General features: G+C 73.3%; 22 protein-coding genes. 6 read left to right on the top strand and 16 right to left on the bottom strand.

All coding sequences use genetic code 11. The annotated features are described in order from the left end of the window. Nucleotides 1-92: 92 nt before the first annotated feature. Nucleotides 93-515, bottom strand: a complete 423-nt coding sequence (locus IEZ07_RS26615) for a hypothetical protein (RefSeq protein WP_191897270.1) — start codon at nt 513-515, stop codon at nt 93-95. Nucleotides 516-642: 127 nt separating this feature from the next. On the opposite strand from IEZ07_RS26615, the gene IEZ07_RS26610 reads away from it, so the two are divergent. Further along, the gene (locus IEZ07_RS26610) at nt 643-1,227 is read left to right on the top strand and encodes a hemerythrin domain-containing protein (RefSeq protein ID WP_239320664.1); all 585 of its coding nucleotides are present in this window, start codon (nt 643-645) and stop codon (nt 1,225-1,227) included. A 93-nt stretch (nt 1,228-1,320) separates the two neighbouring features. Here the strand turns inward: IEZ07_RS26610 and IEZ07_RS26605 are convergent, their stop codons facing one another. From IEZ07_RS26605 to IEZ07_RS26540, 14 genes are all read right to left on the bottom strand, one after another. Further along, nucleotides 1,321-2,523: a hypothetical protein gene (locus IEZ07_RS26605; RefSeq protein WP_191897269.1), complete on the bottom strand. Its 1,203-nt coding sequence runs from the start codon at nt 2,521-2,523 to the stop codon at nt 1,321-1,323. A gap of 153 nt (nt 2,524-2,676) precedes the next feature. Beyond that, complete coding sequence (locus IEZ07_RS26600) at nt 2,677-3,459, bottom strand: polyphosphate kinase 2 family protein (protein ID WP_191897268.1); 783 nt, start codon at nt 3,457-3,459, stop codon at nt 2,677-2,679. A 20-nt stretch (nt 3,460-3,479) separates the two neighbouring features. Further along, nucleotides 3,480-3,923, bottom strand: a complete 444-nt coding sequence (locus IEZ07_RS26595) for a protease inhibitor I42 family protein (RefSeq protein WP_239320661.1) — start codon at nt 3,921-3,923, stop codon at nt 3,480-3,482. 66 nt (nt 3,924-3,989) lie between these two features. Continuing rightward, nucleotides 3,990-4,619 (bottom strand): GTP-binding protein, encoded by a 630-nt coding sequence (locus IEZ07_RS26590; RefSeq protein ID WP_191897267.1) that lies wholly within the window; start codon nt 4,617-4,619, stop codon nt 3,990-3,992. Continuing rightward, nucleotides 4,600-4,986: a DUF742 domain-containing protein gene (locus tag IEZ07_RS26585; RefSeq protein WP_068893997.1), complete on the bottom strand. Its 387-nt coding sequence runs from the start codon at nt 4,984-4,986 to the stop codon at nt 4,600-4,602. Before IEZ07_RS26585 ends, IEZ07_RS26590 begins: the two co-directional genes overlap by 20 nt. Further along, a complete protein-coding gene (locus IEZ07_RS26580) occupies nt 4,983-5,414 on the bottom strand; it encodes a roadblock/LC7 domain-containing protein (protein ID WP_191897266.1) in 432 nt (143 codons plus the stop codon). Before IEZ07_RS26580 ends, IEZ07_RS26585 begins: the two co-directional genes overlap by 4 nt. A gap of 77 nt (nt 5,415-5,491) precedes the next feature. Further along, nucleotides 5,492-7,993 (bottom strand): sensor histidine kinase, encoded by a 2,502-nt coding sequence (locus tag IEZ07_RS26575; protein WP_191897265.1) that lies wholly within the window; start codon nt 7,991-7,993, stop codon nt 5,492-5,494. Between the two features lie 222 nt (nt 7,994-8,215). Continuing rightward, complete coding sequence (locus tag IEZ07_RS26570) at nt 8,216-9,994, bottom strand: prenyltransferase/squalene oxidase repeat-containing protein (protein WP_239320658.1); 1,779 nt, start codon at nt 9,992-9,994, stop codon at nt 8,216-8,218. Further along, nucleotides 9,991-10,878, bottom strand: coding sequence for a terpene synthase family protein (locus IEZ07_RS26565; protein WP_191897264.1), 888 nt, complete (start codon nt 10,876-10,878; stop codon nt 9,991-9,993). The genes IEZ07_RS26570 and IEZ07_RS26565 overlap by 4 nt, the downstream gene beginning before the upstream one ends. Then, nucleotides 10,875-12,245, bottom strand: coding sequence for a cytochrome P450 (locus tag IEZ07_RS26560; RefSeq protein ID WP_204054620.1), 1,371 nt, complete (start codon nt 12,243-12,245; stop codon nt 10,875-10,877). The genes IEZ07_RS26565 and IEZ07_RS26560 overlap by 4 nt, the downstream gene beginning before the upstream one ends. A 360-nt stretch (nt 12,246-12,605) precedes the next feature. Continuing rightward, a complete protein-coding gene (gene meaB / locus IEZ07_RS26555; RefSeq protein ID WP_191897263.1) occupies nt 12,606-13,583 on the bottom strand; it encodes a methylmalonyl Co-A mutase-associated GTPase MeaB in 978 nt (325 codons plus the stop codon). Beyond that, nucleotides 13,573-15,756, bottom strand: a complete 2,184-nt coding sequence (gene scpA, locus IEZ07_RS26550) for a methylmalonyl-CoA mutase (protein ID WP_191897262.1) — start codon at nt 15,754-15,756, stop codon at nt 13,573-13,575. The genes meaB and scpA overlap by 11 nt, the downstream gene beginning before the upstream one ends. Next, nucleotides 15,753-17,813, bottom strand: coding sequence for a methylmalonyl-CoA mutase family protein (locus IEZ07_RS26545; RefSeq protein ID WP_191897261.1), 2,061 nt, complete (start codon nt 17,811-17,813; stop codon nt 15,753-15,755). The genes scpA and IEZ07_RS26545 overlap by 4 nt, the downstream gene beginning before the upstream one ends. A gap of 39 nt (nt 17,814-17,852) precedes the next feature. Next, the gene (locus IEZ07_RS26540; protein WP_191897260.1) at nt 17,853-18,506 is read right to left on the bottom strand and encodes a TetR family transcriptional regulator; all 654 of its coding nucleotides are present in this window, start codon (nt 18,504-18,506) and stop codon (nt 17,853-17,855) included. Nucleotides 18,507-18,668: 162 nt separating this feature from the next. Here IEZ07_RS26540 and IEZ07_RS26535 point away from each other — a divergent pair, with 162 nt between their 5' ends. The 4 genes from IEZ07_RS26535 to IEZ07_RS26520 are packed head-to-tail and all read left to right on the top strand — an operon-like array spanning nt 18,669 to nt 24,282. Next, a complete protein-coding gene (locus tag IEZ07_RS26535) occupies nt 18,669-20,300 on the top strand; it encodes an ABC transporter substrate-binding protein (RefSeq protein ID WP_191897259.1) in 1,632 nt (543 codons plus the stop codon). Next, nucleotides 20,297-21,235 (top strand): ABC transporter permease, encoded by a 939-nt coding sequence (locus IEZ07_RS26530; RefSeq protein ID WP_191897258.1) that lies wholly within the window; start codon nt 20,297-20,299, stop codon nt 21,233-21,235. Before IEZ07_RS26535 ends, IEZ07_RS26530 begins: the two co-directional genes overlap by 4 nt. Beyond that, nucleotides 21,228-23,315, top strand: coding sequence for a dipeptide/oligopeptide/nickel ABC transporter permease/ATP-binding protein (locus tag IEZ07_RS26525; protein WP_191897257.1), 2,088 nt, complete (start codon nt 21,228-21,230; stop codon nt 23,313-23,315). The genes IEZ07_RS26530 and IEZ07_RS26525 overlap by 8 nt, the downstream gene beginning before the upstream one ends. Then, nucleotides 23,305-24,282, top strand: a complete 978-nt coding sequence (locus IEZ07_RS26520) for an ABC transporter ATP-binding protein (RefSeq protein WP_191897256.1) — start codon at nt 23,305-23,307, stop codon at nt 24,280-24,282. The genes IEZ07_RS26525 and IEZ07_RS26520 overlap by 11 nt, the downstream gene beginning before the upstream one ends. Here the strand turns inward: IEZ07_RS26520 and IEZ07_RS26515 are convergent. Beyond that, entirely contained in the window at nt 24,275-25,042 is a 768-nt protein-coding gene (locus IEZ07_RS26515) for a peptidoglycan recognition protein family protein (RefSeq protein WP_191897254.1), read from the bottom strand. The genes IEZ07_RS26520 and IEZ07_RS26515 overlap by 8 nt on opposite strands. 292 nt (nt 25,043-25,334) lie before the next feature. Here IEZ07_RS26515 and IEZ07_RS26510 point away from each other — a divergent pair. Next, nucleotides 25,335-26,261 (top strand): GAF domain-containing protein (locus IEZ07_RS26510; RefSeq protein ID WP_191897252.1); only part of this gene is annotated, 927 nt, incomplete at its 3' end.

The following is a 26,261-nucleotide window of genomic DNA, read 5'->3' as shown; positions in this document are numbered from 1 at the left end:
TTCCGCGTCCGCTTCTGGTTCTACTCCTACGCAGATGTTCGCTTTCGCGCCTGTTTGCGTGCCCGGCCGTCACCCGGCCGCCCGCACCGCGCTCATCGCCGCCCGGCAGGCCTCCGGGCGGCGCTCCTCCGGCCCGCGCGGCGGCGCGACCACAGCAGGATCCACGCGGCCTCCGCAGCCGCGTCGAGCAGGTAGGTGGCCCGGATGCGCCCCTTGGGCACGTAGACCAGGTCGATCGCCAGGAGGGTCGCCGCCGTGGCGATCCCCACCCGCCGGGCGTGCTCACGGCCCTCCGGGGTGGTTGCGCCCCGCAGCTGGGACCAGCCCACCCCGACCAGCAGCCCGGCCACCGTACGGACCAGCCAGTCGTCCTCCTTCGGGCCGAAGACCTTCTCGAAACTCGGCAGGTGGACCAGCGGCCACACCCCCGACGCAACGTTGAACGCCCCGTGGCAGCGCGCCGCCCACGGTGTGCCCGTCCCCTGTGCCCGGTCGCCCCCCGCACCCGCTTCCACGTCTTCTCCCATGCGTGGCCGTTGCCCCGCCCATCGCGGGGCAAACGCCCCCGGGCAGGGGCGCGGCGGGGGCCTGGTTTCGGCCCGCGGACACGGGTAGGCCACCGGTACACGAAGGGAGAACGACATGACAGAGCACCGGACGGTGCCCGAACTGATGGAAGAGAACGACGTCGTCGACCTGCTGATCCGGCAGCACGCGCTGATCAGGGACATGTTCGACGAGGTCGAGAAAGCGTCCGGCGCCGAACGGGGCGAGGCGTTCCAGCGGCTGGTCCGGATGCTGGCCGTGCACGAGACCGCCGAGGAGGAGATCGTGCACCCCTACGCCCGCCGCAAGCTGGAGGGCGGGGACGCGGTGGTGGACGACCGCCTGGCGGAGGAGCACGAGGCCAAGAAGCTCCTGATGGAGATGGACAAGGCGGGCCCCGAGGACTCCCGGTTCATGACGAACCTGGCCGTGCTGCGGGCCTCCGTGCTCGCCCACGCCAGGAGCGAGGAGCGCTACGAGTTCACCCAGCTGCGTGCCCGCACCAGCCAGACCGAGCGCCGGGCGATGGCCGCCGGGCTCAAGGCCGCCGAGGCGATGGCCCCCACCCACCCCCATCCCGGCGTCGAGTCGGCGACCAAGAACCTGCTGATCGGCACCCCGGTGGCGATGATGGACCGGGTCCGCGACGCCATCCGCAACGCGATGGGCAAGGACGGCTGAGCCCGCCCCGCACACCGTACGGCCCGCACCCGCTCGGAAGGGGTGCGGGCCGTACGGTGTGCGGGGCGCCGGGCGGGCGCCCGCGACCGGCGCCTACCTGATGCCGCGGAGGCTGGCGACCGGGTGCTCGCCCTCCGTCTGGTGGCGGTACTCCCGGCCGGACTTGGCGCGGTTCTCGTCGATGACGAGCTCGCTCGGCGGCTTCTCCCCGCCGTGGATGGACGCCTGCAGCTTCTCGAACCGCTCGTGCATCTCCTGCACGTAGCCGGTGCCGATCGTGGTGTAGTCGATCTGCGTGGCCAGCAGCTCGCGCACGTACTCCTTGTTCGGCTCGAAGGTCACCGGGGCCGGCAGGTAGGGGGCCACGACCGCCTCGGGGTCGCGACCGTCGTGCCGCTTGAACAGCTCGGCGGCGATGCGCAGGTGCTCCAGCTCCATGTTCAGGTGGAGCTCCCAGACCGCCTTCACCTTCGGGTCGGACTCGGTCTCCATGAACGAGTGGTACAGGTAGCACTCGTTGTACTCGTGGTTGAGCAGCATCTCCCACCATGTCTCCCCCGGGTCCACCAGGGACTCGTAGTGGGTGACGTGCTCCTCCTCGATGAGCCCGATCTCCTGGTAGAGCTGGCGGGCGATCGGCTCCATGTAGGTCGGGCCGACGTTCATGTAGAAGTTCATGGTCTGCTGCTCGGCCGCCATGATCGTCAGGGCGTGCAGCTTCGAGATCGGCTCGGTGACGCTCCTGTCGTACGGCGCGCGCACGTTGTCGATCGGATGGCGGTGGTGCAGGTAGGTCGGGCGGCCCGGCATGACCTCGGTCAGGCCGTCGACGATCTTCTCCGCCTTGCGGTGCTCGATCATCTCGAACAGGTTGGCGTAGCGGTACAGGTGGTCGAAGTCCTCCAGCACACCGAACTGGTAGGCCTGCTTGAGGTAGGGGTCCGGTTCCATCCGCGCGACCCACGCGGTCAGGTCCACCGCGACCTGCTCGTAGGCCAGCGTGGTCTCCAGCACCGAGGCCAGTCCCGGCAGCAGCCAGTTGACGACCTTCTGCTGCTGGGCCTCGATGTAGCGGACCTCGGCCAGCTGCTGCTTGACCAGCGGATCCGGGCAGTGCCGGGCGAACTGGTGGCTGAACATGACCGCCTCGACCTCGATGCCGTTCATCGCGATGACGCGGCACCGGGTGTAGGGATCGGAGTGGTCGGGGTCGATCGGGTCGACGTTCAGCTCACGCCAGTTGCGCAGCTGCCGGTCCAGCGGGATTCCCCGCTCCTGCAACGGATTGAAGGTCATTCGCCTCTCCTCGTTCGGTGGCCGTAGGCGTGGACCGGCTGCCCTACCCGCTCGTTCCGCGAGCAACCCGGCCTCATCCGCCACCTTCCCCGGACTGTCCCTCCCTCCTGGTCGCGGCAGGAAAAATCATCGTCAACCGCGCGTTCCGCCCGGTCAGTCCTGGTCGGTCGAGCCGGGGGCCGGGTCGCTCAGGTCGTGGCCGCGGGCCGACAGCTCCGCCTCGACCGCCGCGCACACCGTCTCCACCACCGTGACCCGGGCCAGGCGCTTGTCGTCACCGGGCACGATGTGCCAGGGGCCGTCCGGGTGGTCGGTGCGCTCCAGCATCTCCTCGACCGCGATCTCGTACTGCGGGCGCTTCTCCCGGTTGCGCCAGTCCTCGGCGGTGAGCTTCCAGGCGCGCAGCGGGTCGTCGGCCCGGTCCTGGAAGCGCCGGAGCTGCTCCTCCTCCGAGACGTGCATCCAGAACTTGACGAGGATCATGCCCTCGGCGGCGAGGGTCCGCTCGAACTCCACGATCTCGCCGTAGGCCCGCCGCCACTGCTCCTCGGTGGCGAAGCCCTCGACCCGCTCCACCAGCACCCGTCCGTACCAGGACCGGTCGAGCACCGCCATGCCGCCCCAGCCCGGCAGGACGGGCCAGAACCGCCACAGGAAGTGGTGGCGCTTCTCGTCGTAGGTCGGGGCCGCGAACTGGGCGACCCGCACGTGCCGCGGGTCGAGCGGGCGGACCAGCCGCTTGATCGCGCCGCCCTTGCCGGAGGCGTCCCAGCCCTCGAAGACGACGCAGAGCGGCGGGCCGAGGCGCTTGTCGCCGATCTGCCCGCCGAGCATGAGGCGCAATCTCAGCAGGCGGTGCAGCGCGGCGTCGAGCCGCTCGGACGCCTCCTTCTTGTGCAGTCTCCGGGACAGGTCGATCTCAGCCAGTCGGTTCATGCCTTCCAGACTGGCACGCCTCAGCGCACGGTGATCCGGAAGGTCGCCTCGCCGGAGAGGCGGCGGCTCTGTTCGTCGACCGGGACCCGGTCCACCGCGCAGCGCCAGCAGTTGGAGAGGGTGACGGCGGTCGTGCCGGGGCGCTTGGCGTTGAAGACGAAGTAGCGGGTGCCGCCCCCGCCGGTGGTGCCGGGCTCGCCCTCGTGCTCGTACTCGTCGCTGATGAACGAGGCCACCGCCACGTCGGGCAGCGCCTCCATCCGCCAGCTGTCCCCGACGGAGGCGTTCTCGTCCACCGCGAGGGAGAAGCGCTGGCCGGGGGCGACCTCGACCTGGACGGTCGTGCCGATCCGCCCCGCGGTCACCTTCCCGTGGTCGCTGACGGCGGAGCCCGCCGCGCAGCCGGCGACCGGCAGCGCGACCAGCGCGATGAGCGTCAGGGCCGTCCCTGTTCGAAACCTCACGCGGGCCAGGGTACCGAGCGGAGGCGCCGGGGGCTGATCGGTCCCTGCCCGGGTGGACGCGCTGCCCTACCGGGCGGGCGCCGGTCCTCCCGGACCCGCAGTCGGGGCACGGCCGAGGCGGACCTTCATCGCATGCTCCACCAGGGTGATCAGGATCTCCTTGCCCGACTGCCGCCTGCGCGCGTCCCCGAGCACGATCGGGACGTCCTCGGGGAGGGTCAGCCCGAGCCGCACCTCGTCCAGGTCGTAGCGGCGGGCGCCGTCGAAGCAGTTCACCGCGACGATGAAGGGCGTGTCCCGCCGCTCGAAGTAGTCCAGCGACGGGAAGCAGTCGGCCAGCCTGCGCGTGTCGGCCAGCACGACCGCGCCCATCGCGCCGAGCGCCAGCTCGTCCCAGAGGAACCAGAACCGCTCCTGCCCGGGGGTGCCGAACAGGTAGAGCCGGTAGGCGTCGCCGATGGTGATGCGGCCGAAGTCCATCGCGACGGTCGTGGTGCCCTTGCCCTCCACGCCGGACAGGTCGTCGATCCCGACCCCGCGGTCGGTCAGCGTCTCCTCGGTGCGCAGCGGCTCGATCTCGGAGACGGCGCCGACCAGGGTGGTCTTGCCCGCGCCGAACCCGCCCGCGACCAGGATCTTGATCGCCCTGGGCAGCACGGCCCTCCCGGCGTCGCGGCTAGAGCGCACGGAGTCCATCCAGCACCGCCTGATACAGGCTCTCGTCGTTCATGTCCGTCTCCGTCTGGGGTTCCTGCAGGGTGATGTAACCCTGGTCGAGCAGGTCGCTGAGCAGCACGCGGACGGTGCCCGCCGGCAGGTCGACGTGCGCGGCGATCTCCGCCACCGACTGCGGCTGGGCGCAGAGCCGCGCGATGGCCAGGCACTCCGGCCCGAGTTCCGTCTCCCCCGGCGTGACGGGCCGGAGGGTCACCGCCAGCGTGATGAGGTCGAACCGGCCGCGGGCGGGTTCGGTCCGGCCCCGGGTGAGGACGTACGGCCGGACGATCGGGCCCGCCTCGTCGTCGACCCACTGGACGTCGGGGTGCTCGTCGTGGGGACTCATCCGGCGGCGTCGCCCTCGGCCGGGGCGCCCGCCGTCCGGGCGGGCGAGGTGAGGTACTGGCCGACGCGGGTGACGAGCATGGCCATCTCGTAGGCGACCAGGCCGACGTCGGCCTCGTGCGTGCAGAGCACCGCCAGGCAGGCGCCCTGCCCGGCCGCGGAGACGACGAGGTAGGCCGAGCGCATCTCGATGATGGTCTGGCGCACCGCTCCGCCGCCGACCCGGTCGCTGACCCCCCTGCCCAGGCTCTGGATCGCCGATCCCACCGCGGCCAGGTGCTCGGCGTCGGCCGGGCTCAGCCCCGCCGAGGCGGCCATGAGCAGGCCGTCGGTGGAGAAGACGATGCCGTTCTCCGCTTCGGCCACGCGTGTGACCAGGTCGTCCAGCAACCAGGCCAGGTCGGTGACGGATCCTGTTCCCTGCACCACTTGTCGTCCTCTCTTCGCCGTTCGGGCTCCGGCCTCCGGCGCCCGCGGGCACGCGTGGATCACGGTCGTCGCCGGGTTCACCCGGACGGTCGGTCTCCGTCCGCGGGTCCCCCGTCCCCGGCGAGCAGCTGCGCGGCGTCGGACCGGCCCCGGCGCGTCCCCGCCTGGAAGGAGGAGAAGGCGGCCCGGATCTCCTCGGGGGAACGCTCACCGTCCTCCGCGGGCCGCTCCGGCTCCGGGAGCGGGTCGTCCTCGCGCAGCGGCACGGCGAGGTGGGTCTGGGGGACCCGGCGCGGCAGGCCGCCCGGGGTGTGGCTGGTGTCGGGCGGCGGCAGGATCGAGGGCGAGGAGGAGTCGGAGACCGCGGCGCCCGCGCCGCCCTTCGTCCGCCCGGAGACCGGCGCGCCCGCTTCGGCCTCCGCCCGCCCGGAGACCGGTGCCTTCCCCTCGGTCCCCGCCCGTCCGGCTGCGACCGCGTCCGCCCCGGGGTCCTCCCGGGAGGCGCTCGGCTCTCCCCGTGCTCCCGTCGGCCCGGGGGAGGTCGCGATCTCCGGCGGGCCGGTCTCCCGCGCGGGCGCCACGGCGACGGCCGCGCCGGCCGGGCCCGCGGTCCCGGCGCGGGGGAAGGCCTCCGCCCGGGTCGCCGGGACGGCCCCGGCACGGGCCGCCGGGACGCTCACGCCGCCGGAGTCCTCGGACCCCGCGCCCTGGACGACGAGTCCCTGCGGGATCAGCACCACGACGGTGGTGCCGCCGTACGGCGAGGCCTTGAACGTCACCCGGACGCCGTGCCGTTCGGCGAGCCTGCTGACGACGTACAGGCCCAGCCGGGCGTTGCCCGCCAGCTTGAGCTCGGGCGGGTTGGCGATCCGCTCGTTGGCGGAGGCGATGTCCTCCTCGCTCATGCCCAGGCCCCGGTCCTCGATCTCGATGGCGTAGCCGTGGGCCACGCTGTGCCCGACGACCTTCACCGTCGTGTAGGGCGGGGAGAAGGAGGCCGCGTTCTCGACCAGCTCGGCCACGAGGTGGATGACGTCGCCGACGGCCCGCCCGTCCAGCGACGCCTCCCCCATGGGGAGCACGTCGACCCGGGTGTAGTCCTCGATCTCCGCCAGCGCTCCGCGTACCACGTCGAGCATGGGCACCGGGTCCCGCCAGGCGCGGCCGGGGGCGGCCCCGGCCAGGACGAGGAGGTTCTCCGCGTAGCGGCGCATGCGGGTCGCCAGGTGGTCCAGCCGGAACAGGTCGCGCAGTTCCTGCGGGTCCTGCTCGCGCCGTTCCATGGTGTCCAGGACGGTCAGCTGGCGGTGCACGAGGCCCTGGGTCCGGCGGGCGAGGTTGCGCAGGATGTCGGCGATGTCGCGGCGGAGCTGGGCCTGCTCGACCGCGACCTTGATCGCGGTCCGCTGGACGGCGTTGAACGCCTGGCCGACCTGCCCGATCTGGTCGTCGCCGAACTGCAGCGGCGGGGCCTCGGCCGCGATGTCCACCTCCTCTCCGTGGCCGATCCGGTCCACCACGCCGGGCAGCCGCTTGTCGGCCAGCTCCCAGGCGGCGACCCGCAGCTTCTCGAGCTGCTGGATCAGGGCGCGGGCCGTGGTGATGGACAGGACCACCGAGGCGATGACGGCGATGAGCCCCAGACCGCCGGCGAGCGCCAGCCGCACGACGACACCGGCGGCGACCGGAGTGGACTGCTCGACCAACCTGTCGCCGGCCCTCAGCACAAGCTGCCACAGTTCCGTCTGCACGCGCTGCGCGGAGGCGGTCCACTGCCCGGCGTCGACCCGGCCCGCCGCCCGCCCCTGGACCAGCAGGTCCTCCATGGCCCGCAACCGGGTGAAGTCCCCGCTGCGGGTCAGCCGGCGGTACTCCTCCTGAGCGACGGCGGGCAGCTCGGCCACCGCCTGGGCGGTGAGGAAGCGCTGGGTGCCGACGATCTGCGTGAACAGGACACGCTCGCCGTCGGTGAACCGCCCCGCCGTCAGGGCACCCGCGGCCAGGGCGTCCTCCTGGGCCAGGATCTCCGCGGCGTCGGTCAGGTCGATGAGCGTACGGGTGATCTTGGCGATCTCCTCGTCGTCCAGAACCGCCATGGCGTCATAGACACGCCGGAGTGCGTCGATGACGCCGGTGAGCGCCTCCGCACTCCGGAGCCGGTCCAGGCGGCCGTCGTCGATCGCCTGACGGGCGGCGCCCAGACCGTCCAGCCGCCGGAGGACCCCTTCGATACGCCGGACGAGCTCTTCGCTCGCCGCCAGCCCCACGTCGGCGGAGGACGAGCGCTCACGCAGGTTCGCCCCGGCCGCGTCGGTCCGCTTGCGCTGGGCCATCAGCGCCTCGCGCTGCCGGGCGTCCTCGCCGGAGGCTCCCAGCAGGGTCACCGTGAGCCGCCGCTCGGCCTGCAACTCGACCAGGAGCCGCTCGCTCGGCTCGGCCACGCCGGAGTTCAGCGTCGCCACGCCCAGCATGTTCAGTCCGTCACGGACGGTGACCCACGCGGTGAACGCCCAGAGGGCCGCGAGCGACAGCAGCAGCGCCGTGACCTTGGTCCGCAGACGCGCATTGCGCAAGCGCATGACACCACCCTGGGGAAATGAAAAGAAATCGCATTAAATTTCACGGCGATAGACGCGTGAATCCACAGAGGCCGTAAGACCGAAGTGGCGGGGCACAGCCCATCGCACCCGCCGAACCCTAGCAACGTCGGTAATTACACTCAAGGCGGCCTCGGCCACATGTAACCGTCTGTCCCCTTTAGGGTCCTAACTGTCGCCAGTAAATATAAACCATAACAGCTGTCATGGTCGTCTTGCAGTGGTTCGCCCCGAAGCCAGGAACCCGTCGGCGAGCTGCAGCGCGCCCAGGACGGCCGCCCGGACGATCGCCGCCGGAAAGTACAGGTCCTTGTCGTGCCAGAGCCGCGGGCCCTCCTCCCCGTCTGCGGTGTCCGACAGGAAGCGGTGGCCGCGCGCCACCGCCTCCGCCGTCTCCGCAGGCGCGTCCCCGCACTCCGGGAGGGTCAGCAGGAGGGTCTGCAGTGCGTAGGCGGTCTCCTCGGCCGTGCCCTCCCACCGCCCCCAGGACCCGTCCGGGTGCTGGCCGGCCAGCACCCAGCGCACGGCCCGGTCCACCGCCCGCACCGACTCCGCGCCGCCGAACTCGTGCAACGCGAGCGCGCAGCAGACCGTGGCGTAGTACGGCGAGGCGTGCCAGCGGTCCAGCCAGCTCCCCTCCTCGCTCTGGCAGCCGCGCAGCCGCGCCGACACCTTCCGCACCGCGGCCGCGTAACGTGCCGCCGGACGGCCCACCGGAGCCGGGGACGCCGGCGCGGGGAAAGGGGTCTCGGCGGACGCGGCGGATGCGGCGCCTCCGGTGGCGGTCGCGCGCAGGTAGGCGCCGAAGGCGTCGAGCACGTGCGCGTTCGTGGTCGGGGAGAAGCCCTCCTCCCCCTGCCAGGTGCAGAAGTGGGTCTCCAGTTCGTACGGCCAGAGCCCGTCCGGCTCGCGCGGCTCGCCGAGCAGGGTCAGCGCGTACAGCGCGACGGAGGTGGTGTCCGCGTCCTGCGGGAGGCCCGGCCCGGCGGCGACGCCCTCCGGGCCCAGTCCCTCCCGCAGGCTCGCCGCCAGCCCCGCCGGGACGTCCACCGGCACACCGGCCCGGCGCAGCCAGCTCAGCGTCCAGCCCCGCTCGAACACGGTGACGGGGATCGCGCACGGCACCGGCCCGCCGGATCCGTCCACGACCGCCTCCAGGTAGCGCCGCACCCCGGCCGCGGCGCGGAGCCGTCCCGGGTCGTCAGCGGCCCGCACCGCGCCCAGCCACGCCGCGCCGGCCGCGGGCGAGGCCCCGACGGACGCCACACCCGGACCGACCGGGGTGGGGACGATCTCCGCGGCGGCCGTCGCGGGACCCGCGACCTCCAGCGCGTGGACCAGCTTGCGCGGGACCTGCCCGCCCGCCTCCAGCCAGGCCCGGACCGCGGAGAGCCTGGAACCGTCCATGCCCGCCGGGAGACCCAGCCCCTCACCGGCCGGGTCCACCTGGTCCGGGACCCCGTTCTGCGAACGCGCGCCAGGGCATCCGCCTTCCGGACGCCCACCGGCCAGGTGCCCGTCGATCAGGGAGACCAGGGAGGGAACGATCAGCTCGATCGCCGGCATGTCGGGCAGCGGCGGTCCGTCCGGGCCCGACCAGCGCCGGGCCGCCTCCAGTCCCCGGCGGACGGCCCCGGCCAGCACGACCGGGTCCGCGCAGGGGGACGGGCGCCGCAGCTCCGCCAGGAGCGCCTCGGTCGCGCTCAGCGTCGGGACGAGCGCGTACCCGCCCTCGGGGCGGCCCCAGCCGCCGTCCGCCCGCTGGGCGGTGACCAGGAAGGCGACCCGCTCGGCGTGGCCGGCCAGCCAGGGGGCGAGGCTCACCACGCGTCCGGTCTCGTAGACCGACGGGGACACCTGCCCCCACGGCCGGGCCAGCAGACCGGCGACCAGCTCGCGCGCCCCGGCGGCCGGATCGGCCGCGCCGCCGGTCGCGCACGTTCCCGGGAGCAGGGCCGTACCCGCGTTCACGTCGACGGTCAAAGGGTCCCCCAGTAGTCGCCCACCCGGTAGAACCCGGCGCAGAAGTCCATCTGCCGCTCCAGGTAGCCCGCCAGTCCCGGCTGGGCCTCCCGCAGCGGCTCGATCAGTTCCCGGCTCCGGGCCGCGAGCTCGGTGACCCGCCGCTCCACCGTGGCGCGGGTGACGTCGAGCAGGAGGGCGTTGAGGTCGCCCCAGGCGACGTCCCGTTCGTAGGTGCCCAGGTCGTTGAGGAGGCGGATGACCCGCTGCACGGCGCGGCTCGCCTCCCGCACCCGGTCGACGTCCGCGACCGCGTCCCGGTCCGAGACGTGGATCCAGTGGGCGGCGAACACGAAGGAGAAGCCGAGGTTGTCGGCGTTGCCGAGGTACTCCTCGAACGTCGGGACGGTCTTGTCCGCCTTCCAGCGCCACTCGGCGAGCATTCCGTCCAGCATCCGCTCCAGCTCGTCCCGCCAGACCGGCCCGAGCTCGGGGAAGGCGGGGGAGGAGGCGAGCTCGTCCCGGATGTCGGCGAGCATGCGGGCCAGGTCGTCGCCGTCGGCCGGCGGGGCCCCGCCGGCCACCTCCAGGCACCGCCGGGCGATCTCCTCGACCTCCTGCGACGAGGCGGCGACGTAGTCGACGAGCCAGTCCAGGCCGAACGCCCACAGGGAGGCCTTGTTCGCCATGCGCAGCTGCCCGGCGGTGAGCCACGGCCCGCTGAAGGCCATGGCGAGTGAGAGCGTGCTGTACAGGGCGGCGTCGAACGGCTTGGCGGAGAACAGGCCCGGATAGGCCTGCGCCCATTCGCTCATCTCCCGCTGGGACCGTCCCGCGACGGCGCAGACCGTCCCGCTCTCCATGGCCGCCACCCGGTCCGCGGGGCCGGGGCGGGCCGCCGTCACGACGTCCCTCGGACGGGGACGACTTCGGTCAGGTCCAGTTCGATCCTCTGCTCGGGGCGGAGGGACGCGCTCCTGGCCGGGGTGAACGGCCCCGGGCTCCGCACCGCGGTGCGGAACCGGCTCAGGATGGCGGCCACCAGGAGAGGCGCCTCGATGTAGAACAGGTGCTGCCCCAGGCACTGGTGCGGGCCACCGCCGAAGGGGAAGTAGGCGTACCTGTGTCGGCGCTCCTGCTTCCCGGGCAGGAACCGGTCGGGGTCGAACTCCAGCGGCCGTTCCCAGAAGTCGTCCAGCCGGTGGGTGGCGTAGGGGGTGATCAGAAGCTGCGAACCCGCTTTGATCCGCACTCCGCCGACCGTCCCGTCCTCCATGGCCATCCTCGGGAAGATCCAGCCCGCCGGATACAGCCGCATGAGTTCCTGCAGGACCATCCGCGTGTAGCCCAGTTCGGGGACGTGCGCCGGAGTGACGGGTCCCGAACCGACCACGTCCTCGATCTCCCGGCGCAGCTTCACCGCCACCTCCGGGTGGGCGTCCAGCAGCGGCCACAGCCAGGTGAGGGTCATCGCCGTGGTCTCCGACGCCGCGCCGTACACACTGACCAGGTCGTCGCGGATCTGCCGGTCGTCGACCTCCTTCCCGCGGTTCCGGCACAGGGCGGAGATGACGTCCGTCCCGTCACCGGGGTCGGCCCGCGCCTCACGGACCAGCGGGAACACCACCTCGTCGACCGTCCTGACGGCCTTCATGAAGGCACGGTCGCCGGGTACCCGCACCGAGTAGGGAACGAACGGCATGAGCAGCCGGAACCCGATCGAGCCCGCCGCGGTGTCGTAGGCCGGCGCCAGGCGCTCCCCGTCCGCACGGCTGATCTTGTCCCCGAAGAGCACCCGGACGACCGCCTGGTTCACGATGTCCTTCATCTCCCGGGCGGCGTCGATCGGCCTGCCGCCACGGGCGTACCCGGCCAGTTCCCCGACCCGCTCGTTGATCGTCGCGGCCATCTCACCGGCGATCCCGGCGACGTACCGGGAGGTGAAGAGGGGCTGCAGCGCCTTCCTGCTGGACTTCCACGGCTCGCCCTCACCGAGGATGCTGCCGCCCAGCATGCGCCCCAGGGGTTTCCAGAACACGCCCTGACGCTGGTAGTTCGTCCACTCCGTACGGAGCACCTGCTGGACGTGGTCGGGATGGGTGACCAGGTACGGCCGGAACGGCCCCAGGTCCAGCCGGACGACCTCTCCCCCGGCCTCCCGCGCGAACTCGGCGAGAGCGCTCACCGGGTCGTGCACCAGCCTCGGCAGCGCCCGGCGCATCGGAACGGATCTCACCCGCCGGGAAGGCCCGGCGTCCACGTCGATCGGCACTGCCTGTCTCCCACCTGCGCGATGCGGTCCGCGGTGCCCAGCGGTACGGCGACGGCAGATGCGGAAACGGCGGCCGGCGCCCGGCGTTCGCTGCACGGACACGGATCGGACCCGGCCCACGCCCGTCTCGCCGTTCACCTTCTTTCAGGCGCTGCACATTCAAGGCAGATCGCATCGCGACATTTGTAATTCTCGGGACGAAGTATCACATGATCGACTACCATCGATCAAGTTCACCTCCACCCCGAAATCTCCCCAAACCGACAGAAGCGTGACTTTAACCGCGGGTTAACGGAAACGCCTTAATTGACGGCCCGACCCGGTCTCCGCACGTCACGCACGGTGAGGGCATCCGCACGGTCAGGGCCGGGGGCCGCCCTCCGCGAAGACGTCCAGGATGCGGTCGGCGGCCAGCGCCGGGGTGAGGGAGCCGTCCAGGACCGCACGCTCGACCTCTCCCGCGACCGCCGCCACACCCGGGTGGTCGTGCAGCCTCCGCAGGAGGCGGTCGGTGACCAGCGCCCAGGTCCAGCCGACCTGCTGGCGCCGCCGCCGGTCGGCGAGCTCGCCCGACGCCTCCAGGGCGTCCCGGTGGGCGGCCAGCTGCCGCCAGAGCTCCGCCAGGCCGGTTCCGGTGAGCCCGCTGCAGGTCAGCACGGGGACCGTGCGCTCGGTGCGGAGCAGCCGCAGCGCCCCGGCCAGTTCCCTGGCGGCCCTGCGGGCGTCCTGCTCGTGCGGGCCGTCGGCCTTGTTGACCGCGATCACGTCGGCCAGCTCCAGCACGCCCTTCTTGATGCCCTGGAGCTGGTCCCCGGTCCTGGCGAGCGCCAGCAGCAGGAAGGTGTCCACCATGTCGGCGACGGCGGTCTCCGACTGCCCGACGCCCACGGTCTCCACGAGCACGACGTCGTATCCGGCCGCCTCGACGACGATCATGGCCTCACGGGTCGCCTTGGCCACCCCGCCCAGGGTCCCGGAGGTGGGCGAGGGGCGGATGAAGGCGTTCTCGTCCGCGGCCAGCCGGGCCATCCGCGTCTTGTCGCCGAGCACGCTCCCGCCGGTCCGGGTGGACGACGGGTCGACGGCGAGCACCGCCACCCGGTGGCCCAGCCCGGTCAGGTGGGTGCCGAGCGCGTCGATGAAGGTCGACTTGCCCACGCCGGGCACCCCCGAGACGCCGACCCTGCGGGCCTTGCCGGCCAGAGGGGTCAGCTCGACCAGCAGCCGCTGCGCCAGCTCCCGGTGGTCGGCCCGGGTGGACTCCACGAGGGTGACGGCCCGGCCGATCCAGCGGCGCGAACCGGACCGCACCCCGTGGAGGTAGTCGTCAAGACGCATGGCCGAGCCGGGCCGACAGGTCCTCCAGCAGGGTCAGCGCCGCGTCGGCGACGACGGTGCCCGGCGGGAAGATCGCCGAGGCGCCGGCGGCGCGCAGCTCGTCGAAGTCGCCGGGCGGGATGACGCCCCCCACGACGATCATGACGTCCTCGGCGTCCAGGCCGGCCAGGGCCGCCCGCAGTGCGGGCACCAGCGTCAGGTGCCCGGCCGCCAGCGAGGAGACGCCGACCACGTGCACGTCGGCCTCGACCGCCTGGCGGGCCACCTCCTCGGGGGTCTGGAACAGCGGGCCGACGTCCACGTCGAAGCCGAGGTCGGCGAAGGCGGTGGCGATCACCTTCTGGCCGCGGTCGTGGCCGTCCTGGCCCATCTTGGCGACCAGGATGCGCGGCCGCCGCCCCTCGGCCTTCTCGAACCGCGCGCACGCGGCGCGTACGGCCTCCACGCCCGAGCCCACCTCCTCGCGGTACACCCCGGAGATCGTGCGGATCTGCCCGGCGTGGCGGCCGAAGACCTTCTCCAGCGCGTCGGAGATCTCCCCGACCGTCGCCTTGGCCCGCGCCGCCGCCACCGCCAGCTCCAGCAGGTTGGCGTCCCCCGCCGCGCCCGCCGTCAGCGCCGCCAGCGCGTCCTCCACCGCCCGCGGGTCGCGCTCGGCGCGCAGCCGCCGGAGCTTGTCCAGCTGGCTGGCCCGCACGGCGGTGTTGTCGACCTTGAGCACCTCGATGGGCTCGTCGGCGTCCGGGCGGTACTTGTTGACGCCGATGACCGGCTGCCGCCCGGAGTCGATGCGCGCCTGGGTGCGGGCCGCGGCCTCCTCGATGCGGAGCTTGGGCAGCCCGGCGTCGATCGCCCTGGCCATGCCCCCGGCCGCCTCGACCTCCTGGATGTGCCCCCACGCCCGCTCGGCCAGCTCGTGGGTGAGCCGCTCGACGTAGTAGGAGCCGCCCCACGGGTCGATCACCCGGCAGGTGCCCGACTCCTGCTGCAGCAGCAGCTGGGTGTTGCGGGCGATCCGCGCGGAGAAGTCGCTCGGCAGGGCCAGCGCCTCGTCCAGCGCGTTGGTGTGCAGCGACTGGGTGTGGCCCTGGGTGGCGGCCATCGCCTCCACGCAGGTGCGCACCACGTTGTTGAACACGTCCTGGGCGGTCAGCGACCAGCCCGAGGTCTGCGAGTGGGTGCGCAGGGACAGCGACTTGGGGTTCTTCGCGCCGAAGCCCGCCACCAGCCGCGCCCAGAGCAGCCGGGCGGCCCGCAGCTTGGCGACCTCCATGAAGAAGTTCATCCCGATGCACCAGAAGAACGACAGCCGCGGCGCGAACCGGTCGACGTCCAGCCCGGCCGCCACCCCGGCGCGCAGGTACTCCACGCCGTCGGCGAGGGTGTAGGCCAGCTCCAGGTCGCAGGTGGCCCCGGCCTCCTGGATGTGGTAGCCGGAGATCGAGATCGAGTTGAACTTCGGCATCCGCTCGCTGGTGTAGGCGAAGATGTCGGAGATGATCCGCATCGACGGCGCCGGCGGGTAGATGTAGGTGTTGCGGACCATGAACTCCTTGAGGATGTCGTTCTGGATGGTCCCGGCCAGCTGCCCGGGCTCCACCCCCTGCTCCTCGGCGGCCACGATGTACAGCGCCAGGATCGGCAGCACCGCGCCGTTCATGGTCATCGACACGCTCATCCGGTCCAGCGGGATCCCGTCGAACAGCTGCCGCATGTCGTAGATCGAGTCGATCGCCACGCCCGCCATGCCGACGTCGCCCGCCACCCGCGGGTGGTCGGAGTCGTAACCCCGGTGGGTGGCCAGGTCGAAGGCGACCGATAGGCCCTTCTGCCCGGCGGCCAGGTTGCGCCGGTAGAACGCGTTGGACTCCTCGGCGGTGGAGAACCCGGCGTACTGCCGGACGGTCCACGGCTGGTTGACGTACATCGTCGGGTACGGCCCGCGCAGGTACGGCGCGATCCCCGGATAGGTGTGCGGGAAGTCCAGGCCCGCGGTGTCGGCGGCGGTGTAGAGCGGCTTGACCGCGATGCCCTCCGGGGTCTCCCACACCAGGTCGGCGGGCTCCTGCCCGGTCGCCCGGTGTACGGCCCGCGCCCAGGCGGCCGGGTCCGGCCCGTCCTGCGCCGCGGCCCCGCCCGCCAGGTCGATCTGCGAGAAGTCGGGAATCGTCATCGGGTCTCTCCCCGCTCGTCGGGAGCCGTCACGGGACCGCCGCCGGCGGCCGGGTCCGTCCCCGGGCCGCCGGAGTCCGCCGGGCCGTCCGGAGCGGTCCGGCCCACCCCCAGGTCGCCGAAGGTCTCGCGGAGCACGGCGAGGGCGTCGCACCCGGCGTACACGTTGCCGTCCACGTTCGGGTGGTCCCCTCTGCCCGCCAGCCAGACCCGCTTCGCCCCGGCCCCGGCCAGCGCGGCGGCGACCGCCTCGGCGTGCTCGCCGTACAGCTTGTCGCCGGAGCACAGGCAGGCGACCCGGGCGCCGCTCGCGGTGAACGCGGCGGCGATCTCGCCCGGGTCGGTCAGCGGGCCGCAGGAGACGGTGGCCAGGCCGCCCGCCTGGAACAGGTTGGCGGCGAACGAGGCGCGCGCGGTGTGCGCGGCGACCGGGCCGATCGTGGCCAGGAAGACGGCCGGGCGGGTCTCCTGGGCGTCGGCCAGGTCGCGCAGCGCCTCGAACTCCCGGGCGTGGTGCACGACCGGCAGCCCTCCCGCGCCGGCGGGACCGGCCGTCCCGGGCGCGGCGGGCCGGGGTGTGCGCTCCGGGAGCCGCTCGTCCAGGTTCGGGAACTCGCTGACGCCGGTGATCGGGAACCGGCGGCGGGCGATGTCCGCCGCGCGCCGCTCCCGGGTCGCGGCCAGCCGGTCGGCGACCAGGCCCGACTCCAGCGCCCGGGCCATGCCGCCGGCGCGCTCGATCTCCTGGAACCACGCCCAGGCCCGCTCGGCCAGGTCGGCGGTGAGCCGCTCGGCGTAGAAGGAGCCGCCGGCCGGGTCGGTCACCCGGGCCACGTGCGCCTCCTCGACCAGCAGCGCGTGGGTGTTGCGCGCGATGCGGCGGGAGAAGGCGTCGGGCAGGCCCAGCCGCGCGTCGAACGGCTGCACGGTCACCGCGTCGGCGCCGCCGACCCCGGCGGCGAAGCAGGCCAGGGTGGTGCGGAGCATGTTCACCCACGGGTCGCGGGCGGTCATCATCGCCGAGGAGGTGACCGCGTGCTGCAGCTGCGCGGCCAGGGTGCGCCCCGGGTCCGCCGGATCGGGCTCGGGGCCCGCCCCGCACGCCTCGGCCACCCGCGCCCACAGGCGCCGGGCGGCGCGGAGCTTGGCGATCGTGAGGAACTGGTCGGCGGTGGCCGCGTAGCGGAACTCCAGTTGCCCGAACGCCTGCTCCAGGCCCAGCCCGCCGCCGGTCAGCGCCCGCAGGTAGGCCACCCCGGTCGCCAGCGAGCAGCCCAGCTCCTCGGCGTCGCCGCCGCCCGCGTCGTGGTACGGCGTCGCGTCCACCACCAGCGCCCGCAGCCCAGGGAACTCCGCCGCGCACCTGCGGGCCAGCCCGACGGCCTCCCCCATCGCGGCGTCCGCGCGGACGTCCGCCGCAGTCGCCGCCGGGTCCGCCGTACCCGCCGTGCCTGAGCGGGCGTCCGCCGCCGCGCCCGTCCCCGTGCGCGCCGCGCTCCCGGTGCGGGCGCGCAGGCCCAGCGGATCGGCGCCGAGGTTCCCGGTGAGCCCGGCGGCTCCGGAACCCGCCGGCTCCGCCCGCCGCGCCGCGATCGCCAGCAGCGCCTCGGCCGCCTCACCGGTCCGCTCCCCCGCCTCCAGGACGACCGAGATCAGCTCCAGGTGGACCCGCTCCAGCACCCGCGGCAGGTCCTCGGGCGCCAGGGCGAGCCAGAGGGAGGTGACGCCGTTCTCCAGGTCGGCGAGGACCGCCTCGGGGTCGGCGGCCTCGTGCCGCTGCCGGACGTCCCAGCCGCCGCGCACCGGGCGCGCGCCCCGCAGATAGGGGGCGGCTCCCGGAAGGCCGGGGTCGCCGGGCAGGTCGGCGGCGTCGTACAGGGGCGCGACGGTCACGCCGTCGTAGGTCGTCGAGGCCAGCGCCTCCTCCGGGGAGGAGGCCTGCACCCCCGACTTGCGCAGGACCCCGAGCGCCAGCTCCCGCCACTCGTCGCGGGCGGGCGGCGGGAAGTCCGCCGCCGGCCGCAGGGCCGGCCGGAGCTCCTCAGGTGGGACGGTCATGCAGGGGATAGTATGCGTTCGCCCGCCGGGGCACCGCCCCTAGATCCCATTGAACGGCCGGCGCGGCGGCCTGAGCAGCCGCAGATAGCCCCGGGAGAAGGTCACCAGGACGTCGACTGCCTCCTCCAGATCGGGGTAGCGCCCCTCCAGGTGGCCGAGGGCCATCGCGTTGGTCAGCGCGCCGACCCCGTCGGCGATCATCTCCAGGCGGCGCCGGTCGCCCTCGTCGGCGACCGGGAAGCCCATGGCCGTCAGGTCCGCGACGAAGTGGGCCCGGTAGGCGGCCGCGGTCGCCAGGGCATACTCCCGCAGCGGCGACGCCGGGTCGTGCCGGGCGCGCAGGCCGATGCGGAACAGCTCGGGGTGACGGCAGATGGCCTCCAGCGGGAGCCGGAAGGCCGCGCGGAGCCGTTCCCTGTCGTCGGGGGCCTCCCCAGACCGCATCCGCGCCTCGCGCATCGCCTCCCGCAGCCGCTCGCCCGCCTGCTCGCCGAGCGCCCGCAGCAGGTCCTGCCGATCCTTGAAATGCACGTAGAAACTCGACTGGGCGATGCCCGCCGCCCGGGCGACCTTGACGGTGGTCAGTCCCGCCTCGCCCTCGGCGTCGAGGATGGCGAAGCCCGCGCGCATCAGGCGGCGCCGGGTGAGGTCCTTGGCCTCGCTGCGGCTCAGCGGTGCACCGGCCACTGCCACCCCGTCTCCCGCTCCGCGACGCCCTTCCCGATCCGCCGACCACCCTACCTGTGGCTTCTCCGGAACCGGCGGCGCGAACGGACGGCACGAAGGACTTGTGCGATTTTTCACCGATAGTACTATCGGTGAAATTGCTCTCGGGGGCTACCGGGAGGAGAACGTGTGAAACGTCTGAGGATCATGGCGGTCTCGCTGGCGTCGCTCGTCCCGCTGGGGCTGGCCGCCTGCAGCGGGGAGCGCCCCACCGCGGAGACGGGACCGCCGGGAGCCTCGGGAGCGTCCCCGGTGGCGGGCGGGCGGCTGGTCTACGGACTCAGCGCCGACGCGAACGGGTTCGACCCCACGGCCGACTCCTTCGCCTCGCAGACCTACAGCATGGCGACGACGATCATCGAACCGCTCGTGGGCATGGACGCGAAGGGCGAGTGGAAACCCTACCTGGCCGAGTCCGTGACCCCCAGCGCGGACGCCGACGAGTGGACCATCAAGGTGCGCCCGGGGATCGCCTTCTCCAACGGCGAACCGCTCGACGGAGCGGTGGTCAAGGCCAACCTGGAGGCGCAGAAGGCCTCCCGCCTCACCAGCGCGGTCTTCGCGCCGGTGGAGTCCTTCACCCTGGTCGACCCGATGACGGTGAAGGTCGAGCTCCGGGGGCCCTGGGTCGCCTTCCCCAACTACCTCGCCTCGCAGATCGGCATGATGGTCCCCAGGGCGTCGCTCGCCGACCCGGAGGGCGCCTCCAGGAAGCCGGTGGGGACGGGCCCGTTCCTGTTCAAGGAGTACCAGCCGGGCAGCCGCATGGTGGTGACCAGGAACCCGGGCTACTGGCGCAAGGGCCTGCCCTACCTCGACGAGATCGAGTTCCGGATCCTGCCCGACAGCCAGACCCGGGCCCAGACCCTGGAGGCGGGCGGGGTCGACGCCATGGGCACCACCCGTGACGACGACATCACCAGGTTCGGCGCGATGAAGGACGCCTACACGGTCCACCGGGCCGCCGGCATGGCCGTCCCCGAGTACTCCTTCGTGCTGAACACCGCGGTCGCCCCCCTCGACGACCTGCGGGTCCGCCGGGCCCTCGGGCACGCCCTCGACCGCCGGGCCTTCTCCACCACCCTGCGCGCGGGCCTGACCGAGCCGGCCGACGGCCCCTGGTCGAAGGAGTCCGAGTGGTACGCCCCCGGCGGCGACTACCCCTCCTACGACCCGGCCAGGGCGGCCGCGCTGATCAAGGAGGTCGAGGCGGAGAAGGGACCCGTCTCCTTCACCCTGCACACCACACCCGACCCCAACAGCCTGCAGGGCGTCGAGCTCGCCCAGGACATGTGGCGCAGGGCCGGCGCGGACGTCTCGATCAAGCAGGCCGACCAGGCCGACATGGTCACCAGCGCCGTCACCGGCGCCTTCAACGCCATGCTCACGGTGGGCTTCAGCGCGCAGGACCCCGACGGGGAGTACATCTACCTGCACCAGAACTACGCCCGCCCGGTCGGCGACATCTCCATCAACGTCTCCCGGATCCAGGACGCCGAGCTCAGCACCGCCTTCGACACCGGCCGGGCCAACCCGCAGCCGGACGTGCGCAGGCGGGCCTACGCCACCGTGCAGAGACGGCTGCGCGAGCTGGTGCCGTACATCTTCGTCGACCACCTCAGCACCGGGGCGGTCATCGCCAGGAGCAGGGTCCGCGGCATCGGCGAGCACACCCTGCCCGACGGCTCGCCCGGACTGCCGCTGACCGGCCAGCCGACGCCCTACCACCCGTTCGGCTCCGTCTGGCTCAGCCGGTCATGACCGCGGTGTTCCGGGCGGTCCGCCTCCTGGTGGTGCTGCTCGTCGTCACCTTCCTGTCGTACGCCCTGCTCAGCCTGCTCCCCGGCGACCCGGTCGGGCAGATCCTGGGCGGGGCGGCGACCCCGGAGGCGCACGAGCGGCTCCGCCGGGAGCTCGGCCTCGACGACCCGCTGCTCGTCCGGTACGGCTCCTGGCTCGGCGGCCTGCTCACCGGCGACTTCGGCACCTCCTACATCACCGGCGTCCCCGTCCTGGAGTCACTGGCCGACCGGCTCCCGGTCACCCTGGAACTGCTGGCCGCCGCGCAGCTGGTCGCGCTCGGCGTCGCCGTGCCGGCGGCGGTCGCCGCCGCCCGGCGGCCGGGCGGGCCGCTGGACCACGCGCTGACGGCGATCTGCTTCGGGCTGCTCTCCACCCCGGTGTTCGTGCTCGGCGTACTGCTGATCCTCGTGTTCGCGATCAAGCTGAAACTGCTCCCGGCGACCGGCTGGACGCCGATCTCGCTGGACCTCGGCTGGAACCTGACCTCGGTGCTGCTGCCCGCGGTCACCATCGCCCTGCCGGAGACGGCCGTCTACTCCCGGCTGCTGCGCACCGACCTGATCGCCACCCTCCAGGAGGACCACATCACGCTGGCCCGCGCCCGCGGCCTGTCCCCGCGCCGCATCCTGTGGCGGCACGCGCTGCGCCCCTCGGCCGTCTCCCTGGTCACCGCCGTCGGGCTCAACCTGGGCGCGATGATCGGCGGCGCGGTGATCGTCGAAACGCTCTTCGGCCTGCCCGGTGTCGGCCGGTTCGTCGTGGACTCCATCTTCGCCCGTGACTATCTGGCAGTGCAGGGAGGCGTGGTGCTGATCTCGGTCGGCTACGTGCTCGTCAACTTCGCGGTGGACCTCGCCTACGCCGCCGTCGACCCCAGGATCCGGCGTGCCTAGGCCGCCGGGCCGCCGGGACCGTCCGGACCGCCCGGACCGCCCGGAACACCGCGGCCTCCTGCGGCGCCTGGGCCCGGCCTTCTGGCTCGCGGCGGGCTGGCTCGCGCTGGTCGTCGCCGTCGCGGCGGCGGCGGACCTGCTCCCGCTGCCCCGCTACGACGAGACCCTCGCCGGGCCGCCCCGGTCCGGCCCGAGCGCGGAGCACCCGTTCGGCACCGACGCGCTCGGCCGCGACCTGCTCAGCCGGGTCGCCCACGGCGCCCGTGTCTCCCTCGGCGTGGGCGTCGGCGCGGTCCTGCTCGGTCTGGCGGCCGGCGCCCCCCTCGGCGTCCTGGCCGGGTACCGCAGGCGCAGGACCGACGCCGTCATCATGGGCGCCAACGACGTCGCGCTCGCCTTCCCCGCGATGGTGTTCGCGCTGGCCGTGGTGGCGTTCGCGGGGGCGAGCCTGGTCAACGTGCTCGCCGTGCTGGGCGTGCTGAGCGTCCCCGCCTGGATCCGGCTCGTCCGGGGCACGACCCTGGTCTTCGCCGAACGGGAGTTCGTCACCGCGGCCCGTGCACTGGGAGCCCGCGACCGGAGCGTCCTGTGGCGCGAGATCGCGCCCAACGTGGCGCTGCCCGCCGCCTCCTACGCCTTCGTCGGCATGGCCGTCACCATCGTCGCCGAGGGCGGGCTGGCCTTCCTCGGCCTGTCCGTCCAGGCGCCCACCCCCACCTGGGGCGGCCTGATCAACGAGGGCCGCCCCGTCATGGAGACCGCGCCGCACGCGGTGCTCCTCCCCTCGCTCGTCATGTTCCTGACCGTGCTCTCCGCCAACCTGGTCGGCGACCGGCTGCGGGCGCTCACCGACGTCCGGCAGAGCGGCCTGGAGCCCGTACGGCGCCGCCCGGCCGTCCCCCTCCCCGCGCCCGGGCAGGTGCACCGGATCGAGGAGGGCGCGCTCCTCCAGGTCGCCGGTCTGCGCACCCACCTGCCGACCCCGCGCGGCACCGTCCGCGCCGTCGACGGCGTCTCCTTCACCGTGCGGCGCGGCCGGACCCTGGCGATCGTGGGCGAGTCCGGCTCGGGCAAGTCCATGCTCATCCGCTCCGTCCTCGGGCTGGTCCCGGGCCCCGGGGCGCTGCGCGGCGGAAGGGTCTACCTGGACGGGCGGGACCTGACCGGGCTGAGCCCCGAGCGGATGCGCCGCGTCCTGGGGACCCGGTTCGGCGCCGTCTTCCAGGACCCGATGACGGCGCTCAACCCGGTCCGCAGGATCGGCGTGCAGCTCGCCGAGCCGCTCCGGGTTCACTTGGGCCTGGGCGCGAAGGCCGCCCGGGCGCGGGGCACGGAACTGCTCGCCTCGGTCGGCGTCCCCGAGCCCGCGCGCGTGATGCGCCGCTACCCGCACCAGCTCTCCGGCGGGATGCGGCAGCGGGTGACGATCGCCATGGCGCTCTCGTGCGGCCCGGACGTGCTCTTCGCCGACGAGCCGACCACCGCGCTCGACGTCACCGTCCAGGACCAGGTGCTCCGGCTGATCCGGCGGCAGCGCGAGGAGCGCCGCATGGCCGTGGTGCTGGTCAGCCACGACCTGGCGGTGGTGGCCGAGTGGGCCGACGAGGTCGTCGTGATGTACGCCGGCAAGGTCGTCGAGCGGGGGCCCACCGCCGCGCTGTTCGAGCGGACCCGCATGCCGTACACCGAGGCGCTGCTGGCGGCGGTGCCGAAGCTGACCGACCCGGCCCACCATCCGCTCCGCCTGATCGCCGGGCGCCCGCCCGACTTGGCCGACCCGCCGGCGGGCTGCTCGTTCCATCCCCGCTGCCCCTACGCCCGGGAGCGGTGCGCGGTGGAGGAGCCACCGCTGCTGCCGGCCGAGACGCCCGGCCACCTCTACGCCTGCTGGTACCCCCGGGACACCGGGGCGCGGGCCCCCGCCGATACCGGCAGCGGCACCGGCACCGACAGCGACGGCCGCGGCCTCGACGGCCCCTGCGGGCCCGGTCGCCCCGCGGCGGCCGGCCGCCCCGGTGATCTCAGTGGTCCCAATGATCTCAGTGATCTCGATGAAGGAGCCGACAGTCGTGGCAGGTAGCGGAACCGCCCACCTCCGTCCCGCCGGCGAGGTGGTGCTCCGGGTGGAGGACCTGTTCGTGGAGTTCCCCGCCGGGCGCGGGCGGAGCGTGCACGCCGTCTCCGGGGTGAGCTTCGACGTGGCCCGCGGCGAGACCCTCGGCATCGTGGGCGAGTCCGGCTGCGGCAAGTCCACGACCGCGCGGGCGCTCATGCAGCTGCCCCCGCCGCGCCGCGGCTCGGTACGGCTGGACGGGGTGGAGCTCACCGCCCTGCGCGGTGAGGCGCTGCGCGCGACCCGCAGACGACTCCAGATGATCTTCCAGGATCCGGTCTCCGCGCTGAACCCCCGCCGCAGGGTCCGCGACATCGTCGCCGAGGGCCCCCGGATCTGGGGCACGGGCGCCGACCGGGTCGACGAGATGCTCGCGGCGGTCGGGCTCGACCCGGCCACCGCCGCCGCCCGCCGGCCGCACGAGTTCTCCGGCGGGCAGTGCCAGCGCGTCTCCATCGCGCGGGCGCTCGTGCTCGACCCCGAGGTGGTGATCTGCGACGAACCGGTCTCCGCGCTGGACGTCTCGGTGCAGGCGCAGATCCTGACCCTGCTGGAGCGGCTCAAGGAGCGCTACCGGCTGACGCTGGTGTTCATCGCCCACGACCTGGCTGTCGTCAGGAACGTCAGCGACCGCATCCTGGTGATGTACCTCGGCAAGACCTGCGAGCTGGCCTCCGGCGACGCCCTGGTGGAGCGTCCCGCCCACCCCTACACCCGGGCGCTGCTGGCCTCCGTCCCCCGCGGCGGACTCGGCCTGCCCCCGGCGGACCGGCTGATCAGCGGTGAACCGCCGTCGCCGGTGACGCCGCCCAGCGGGTGCCGCTTCCGCACCCGCTGCCCCGAGGCCGGTCCGGAGTGCGCGGCCGTCGAGCCGGTCATGCGCCGGATCGGCGAGGACCACTGGGTGGCGTGCCACCGCCCGGAGGTCAGGTGATCGGTTCCTGCCAGGTCGCGTTCCAGGTGAGGCGGTCGACCGCGCCGGTCGCGGTCAGCCCCTTCTCCTCCTGGAAGGCCCGGCACACGTCCCGCGACTGCTCGCCGTACAGGCCGTCGACCTCGATGCCCCAGCCGCGCTTGCGCATCTGCTGCTGCCAGGCGCGGACGTCCTCGCCGGCCATGACCGGCGGGTACTTGAGCGTCCGGCCGGGGAACGACGGGTGCGGCTCGGGCGGGTCGGGGGCGCCGCCGGGCCGGGGGGCGCCGCGCCGCACCCAGGTGTAGAGCGGCTCGCCGGGACAGGAGGTCGCGTATCCGTCGCGGTGACCCTTGATCTCCCGGCCCGCGCCGCCGCGCTCCCGGAGGTACTCGACGGCGTCGAGGATGCCGTGCAGGATGTTGTCGGTGGGCTGGACCAGGCCGGACGAGCCGACCAGGCCGAGCACGGCGTAGTGGCCGCTGTTGAGCCCGGAGCCGTTCGCCGCGGGCAGGCGTCTGGCCCCCCGCCCCTCGAACACCTTCCGATGCGGACAAACTACTAACGAGTAGCCTATGTCCATCCAGCCGTTTCCATCCATATGGCTGTTCTGGATGGATTTCACCAGGGCCACGCACCGGGTGTGGTCGTTGACGATCCCGGGATCGACCCGGCCGCCCGTGTAGTGGACCTTCACGCCCCTGGTGGAGCTGATCTGCGTGTACGAACCGCGCGGCTGGCGAGCACCCCATTCGCGCCGGGTAACAAGGTCGATGGCCACGGAATCTCTCCAGGGGGATTCGATTGTCGGGGGAATGACCGGAGCGTAACGGGTCGCGCGGTGCGACACGGGGCGGTTCGCCAACCGGTTCCCGATCGGACACCGGCCCGGCCCGCCTCCGGACGGGGAGGCCCCGACTCCCTTTCCGCGAGGAGCGGGTCCAAACGTTCCCGCCGGCCGGCCTCACCCGCGGACGGCGGGCGGGAGAATGAGATTCTCGCGCAACAAAGGGCATAAACGGCTTACATCTACCGATTTCTCACTGACGAGAGATCCACGGGGAGATGGGCACATGACGACGGAAGACCGCGTCCGTGATCCGGAGCGGCTCGAGGCGCTGCGCTCGACCGGCCTGCTGGAGGTCCGCCGGGTGCCGCTGCTGGACCAGGTGACCCGGATGGCGGTCAGGCTGCTGCGCGTGCAGGCGGCCCTGGTGACGCTGATCGCCGAGGACCGGCAGGTCATCCTCAGCTACACCGGGACCGGAGGGCTCCCGCCCTCCCGGGACGTTCCCCTGTCGCAGTCCATGTGCCGGCACCTGCTCGTCGACGACGCCCCGCTGGCGGTGGGCGACGCCCGGTGCGACGAGCGGTGGCGCGACATCGGCGCCGTGGCCCGCGGCGAGCTGGCCGCCTACGCCGGCACCCCGCTGCACGCCCCCTGCGGCCAGCCCCTGGGCGCCCTGTGCGTGATCGACGGCCGCCCCCGCGCATGGGACCGGGAGGAACTGGAGACCCTGGGCAGCCTGGCCGTGATGGCCGAGGCGGAGATCTCCTCGCGGTCCGCGGAGCGGGCCCGGCAGGAGCTGCAGGAGGAGCGCATGTTCCTGTCGGCCCTGCTGGACAGCCTCGACGTCCCGGTCTCGGCGTGCGACACCGAAGGCCGGATCATCCGGTTCAACCGGCCGATGCGCGAGGCTCTCCACGGACCGGAGACGCCGGTGCACAGCAGTCACTGGGCACGGGCCTACCAGCTGTTCGACGCCGACGGCAGGCACCTGCTGAAGGAGGAGGAGCTGCCCCTGGTCCGGGCCCTGCGGGAGCGGTTCACCGGCCAGGAGGTGGTGGTCCGCCGTCCCGGGCGGCCCGCGCGCCGCTACCTGGTCAACGGCCACCCGCTCGACTCCCCCACCGGACATCGCCTCGGCGCGGTGAACGTCGGCCATGACATCACCGCCCGGCACCGCCTCCAGATGCTCCGCGACACCCAGCACGCCGTG

Source organism: Planomonospora parontospora (assembly GCA_014647935.1).
Classification (GTDB): domain Bacteria; phylum Actinomycetota; class Actinomycetes; order Streptosporangiales; family Streptosporangiaceae; genus Planomonospora; species Planomonospora parontospora.
The sequence above is the reverse complement of the archived record's forward strand: the minus strand, read 5'-3'. Positions and strand labels throughout refer to the sequence as shown.

Coding starts and splice junctions, on each gene's coding strand:
- scpA (WP_191897262.1), bottom strand. CDS start 15,756: ATGACGATTCCCGACTTCTCGCAGATCGACCTGGCGGGCGGGGCCGCG.
- IEZ07_RS26605 (WP_191897269.1), bottom strand. CDS start 2,523: ATGACCTTCAATCCGTTGCAGGAGCGGGGAATCCCGCTGGACCGGCAG.
- IEZ07_RS26575 (WP_191897265.1), bottom strand. CDS start 7,993: ATGCGCTTGCGCAATGCGCGTCTGCGGACCAAGGTCACGGCGCTGCTG.
- IEZ07_RS26610 (WP_239320664.1), top strand. CDS start 643: ATGACAGAGCACCGGACGGTGCCCGAACTGATGGAAGAGAACGACGTC.
- IEZ07_RS26585 (WP_068893997.1), bottom strand. CDS start 4,986: ATGAGTCCCCACGACGAGCACCCCGACGTCCAGTGGGTCGACGACGAG.
- meaB (WP_191897263.1), bottom strand. CDS start 13,583: ATGCGTCTTGACGACTACCTCCACGGGGTGCGGTCCGGTTCGCGCCGC.
- IEZ07_RS26600 (WP_191897268.1), bottom strand. CDS start 3,459: ATGAACCGACTGGCTGAGATCGACCTGTCCCGGAGACTGCACAAGAAG.
- IEZ07_RS26545 (WP_191897261.1), bottom strand. CDS start 17,813: ATGACCGTCCCACCTGAGGAGCTCCGGCCGGCCCTGCGGCCGGCGGCG.
- IEZ07_RS26530 (WP_191897258.1), top strand. CDS start 20,297: ATGACCGCGGTGTTCCGGGCGGTCCGCCTCCTGGTGGTGCTGCTCGTC.
- IEZ07_RS26590 (WP_191897267.1), bottom strand. CDS start 4,619: ATGGACTCCGTGCGCTCTAGCCGCGACGCCGGGAGGGCCGTGCTGCCC.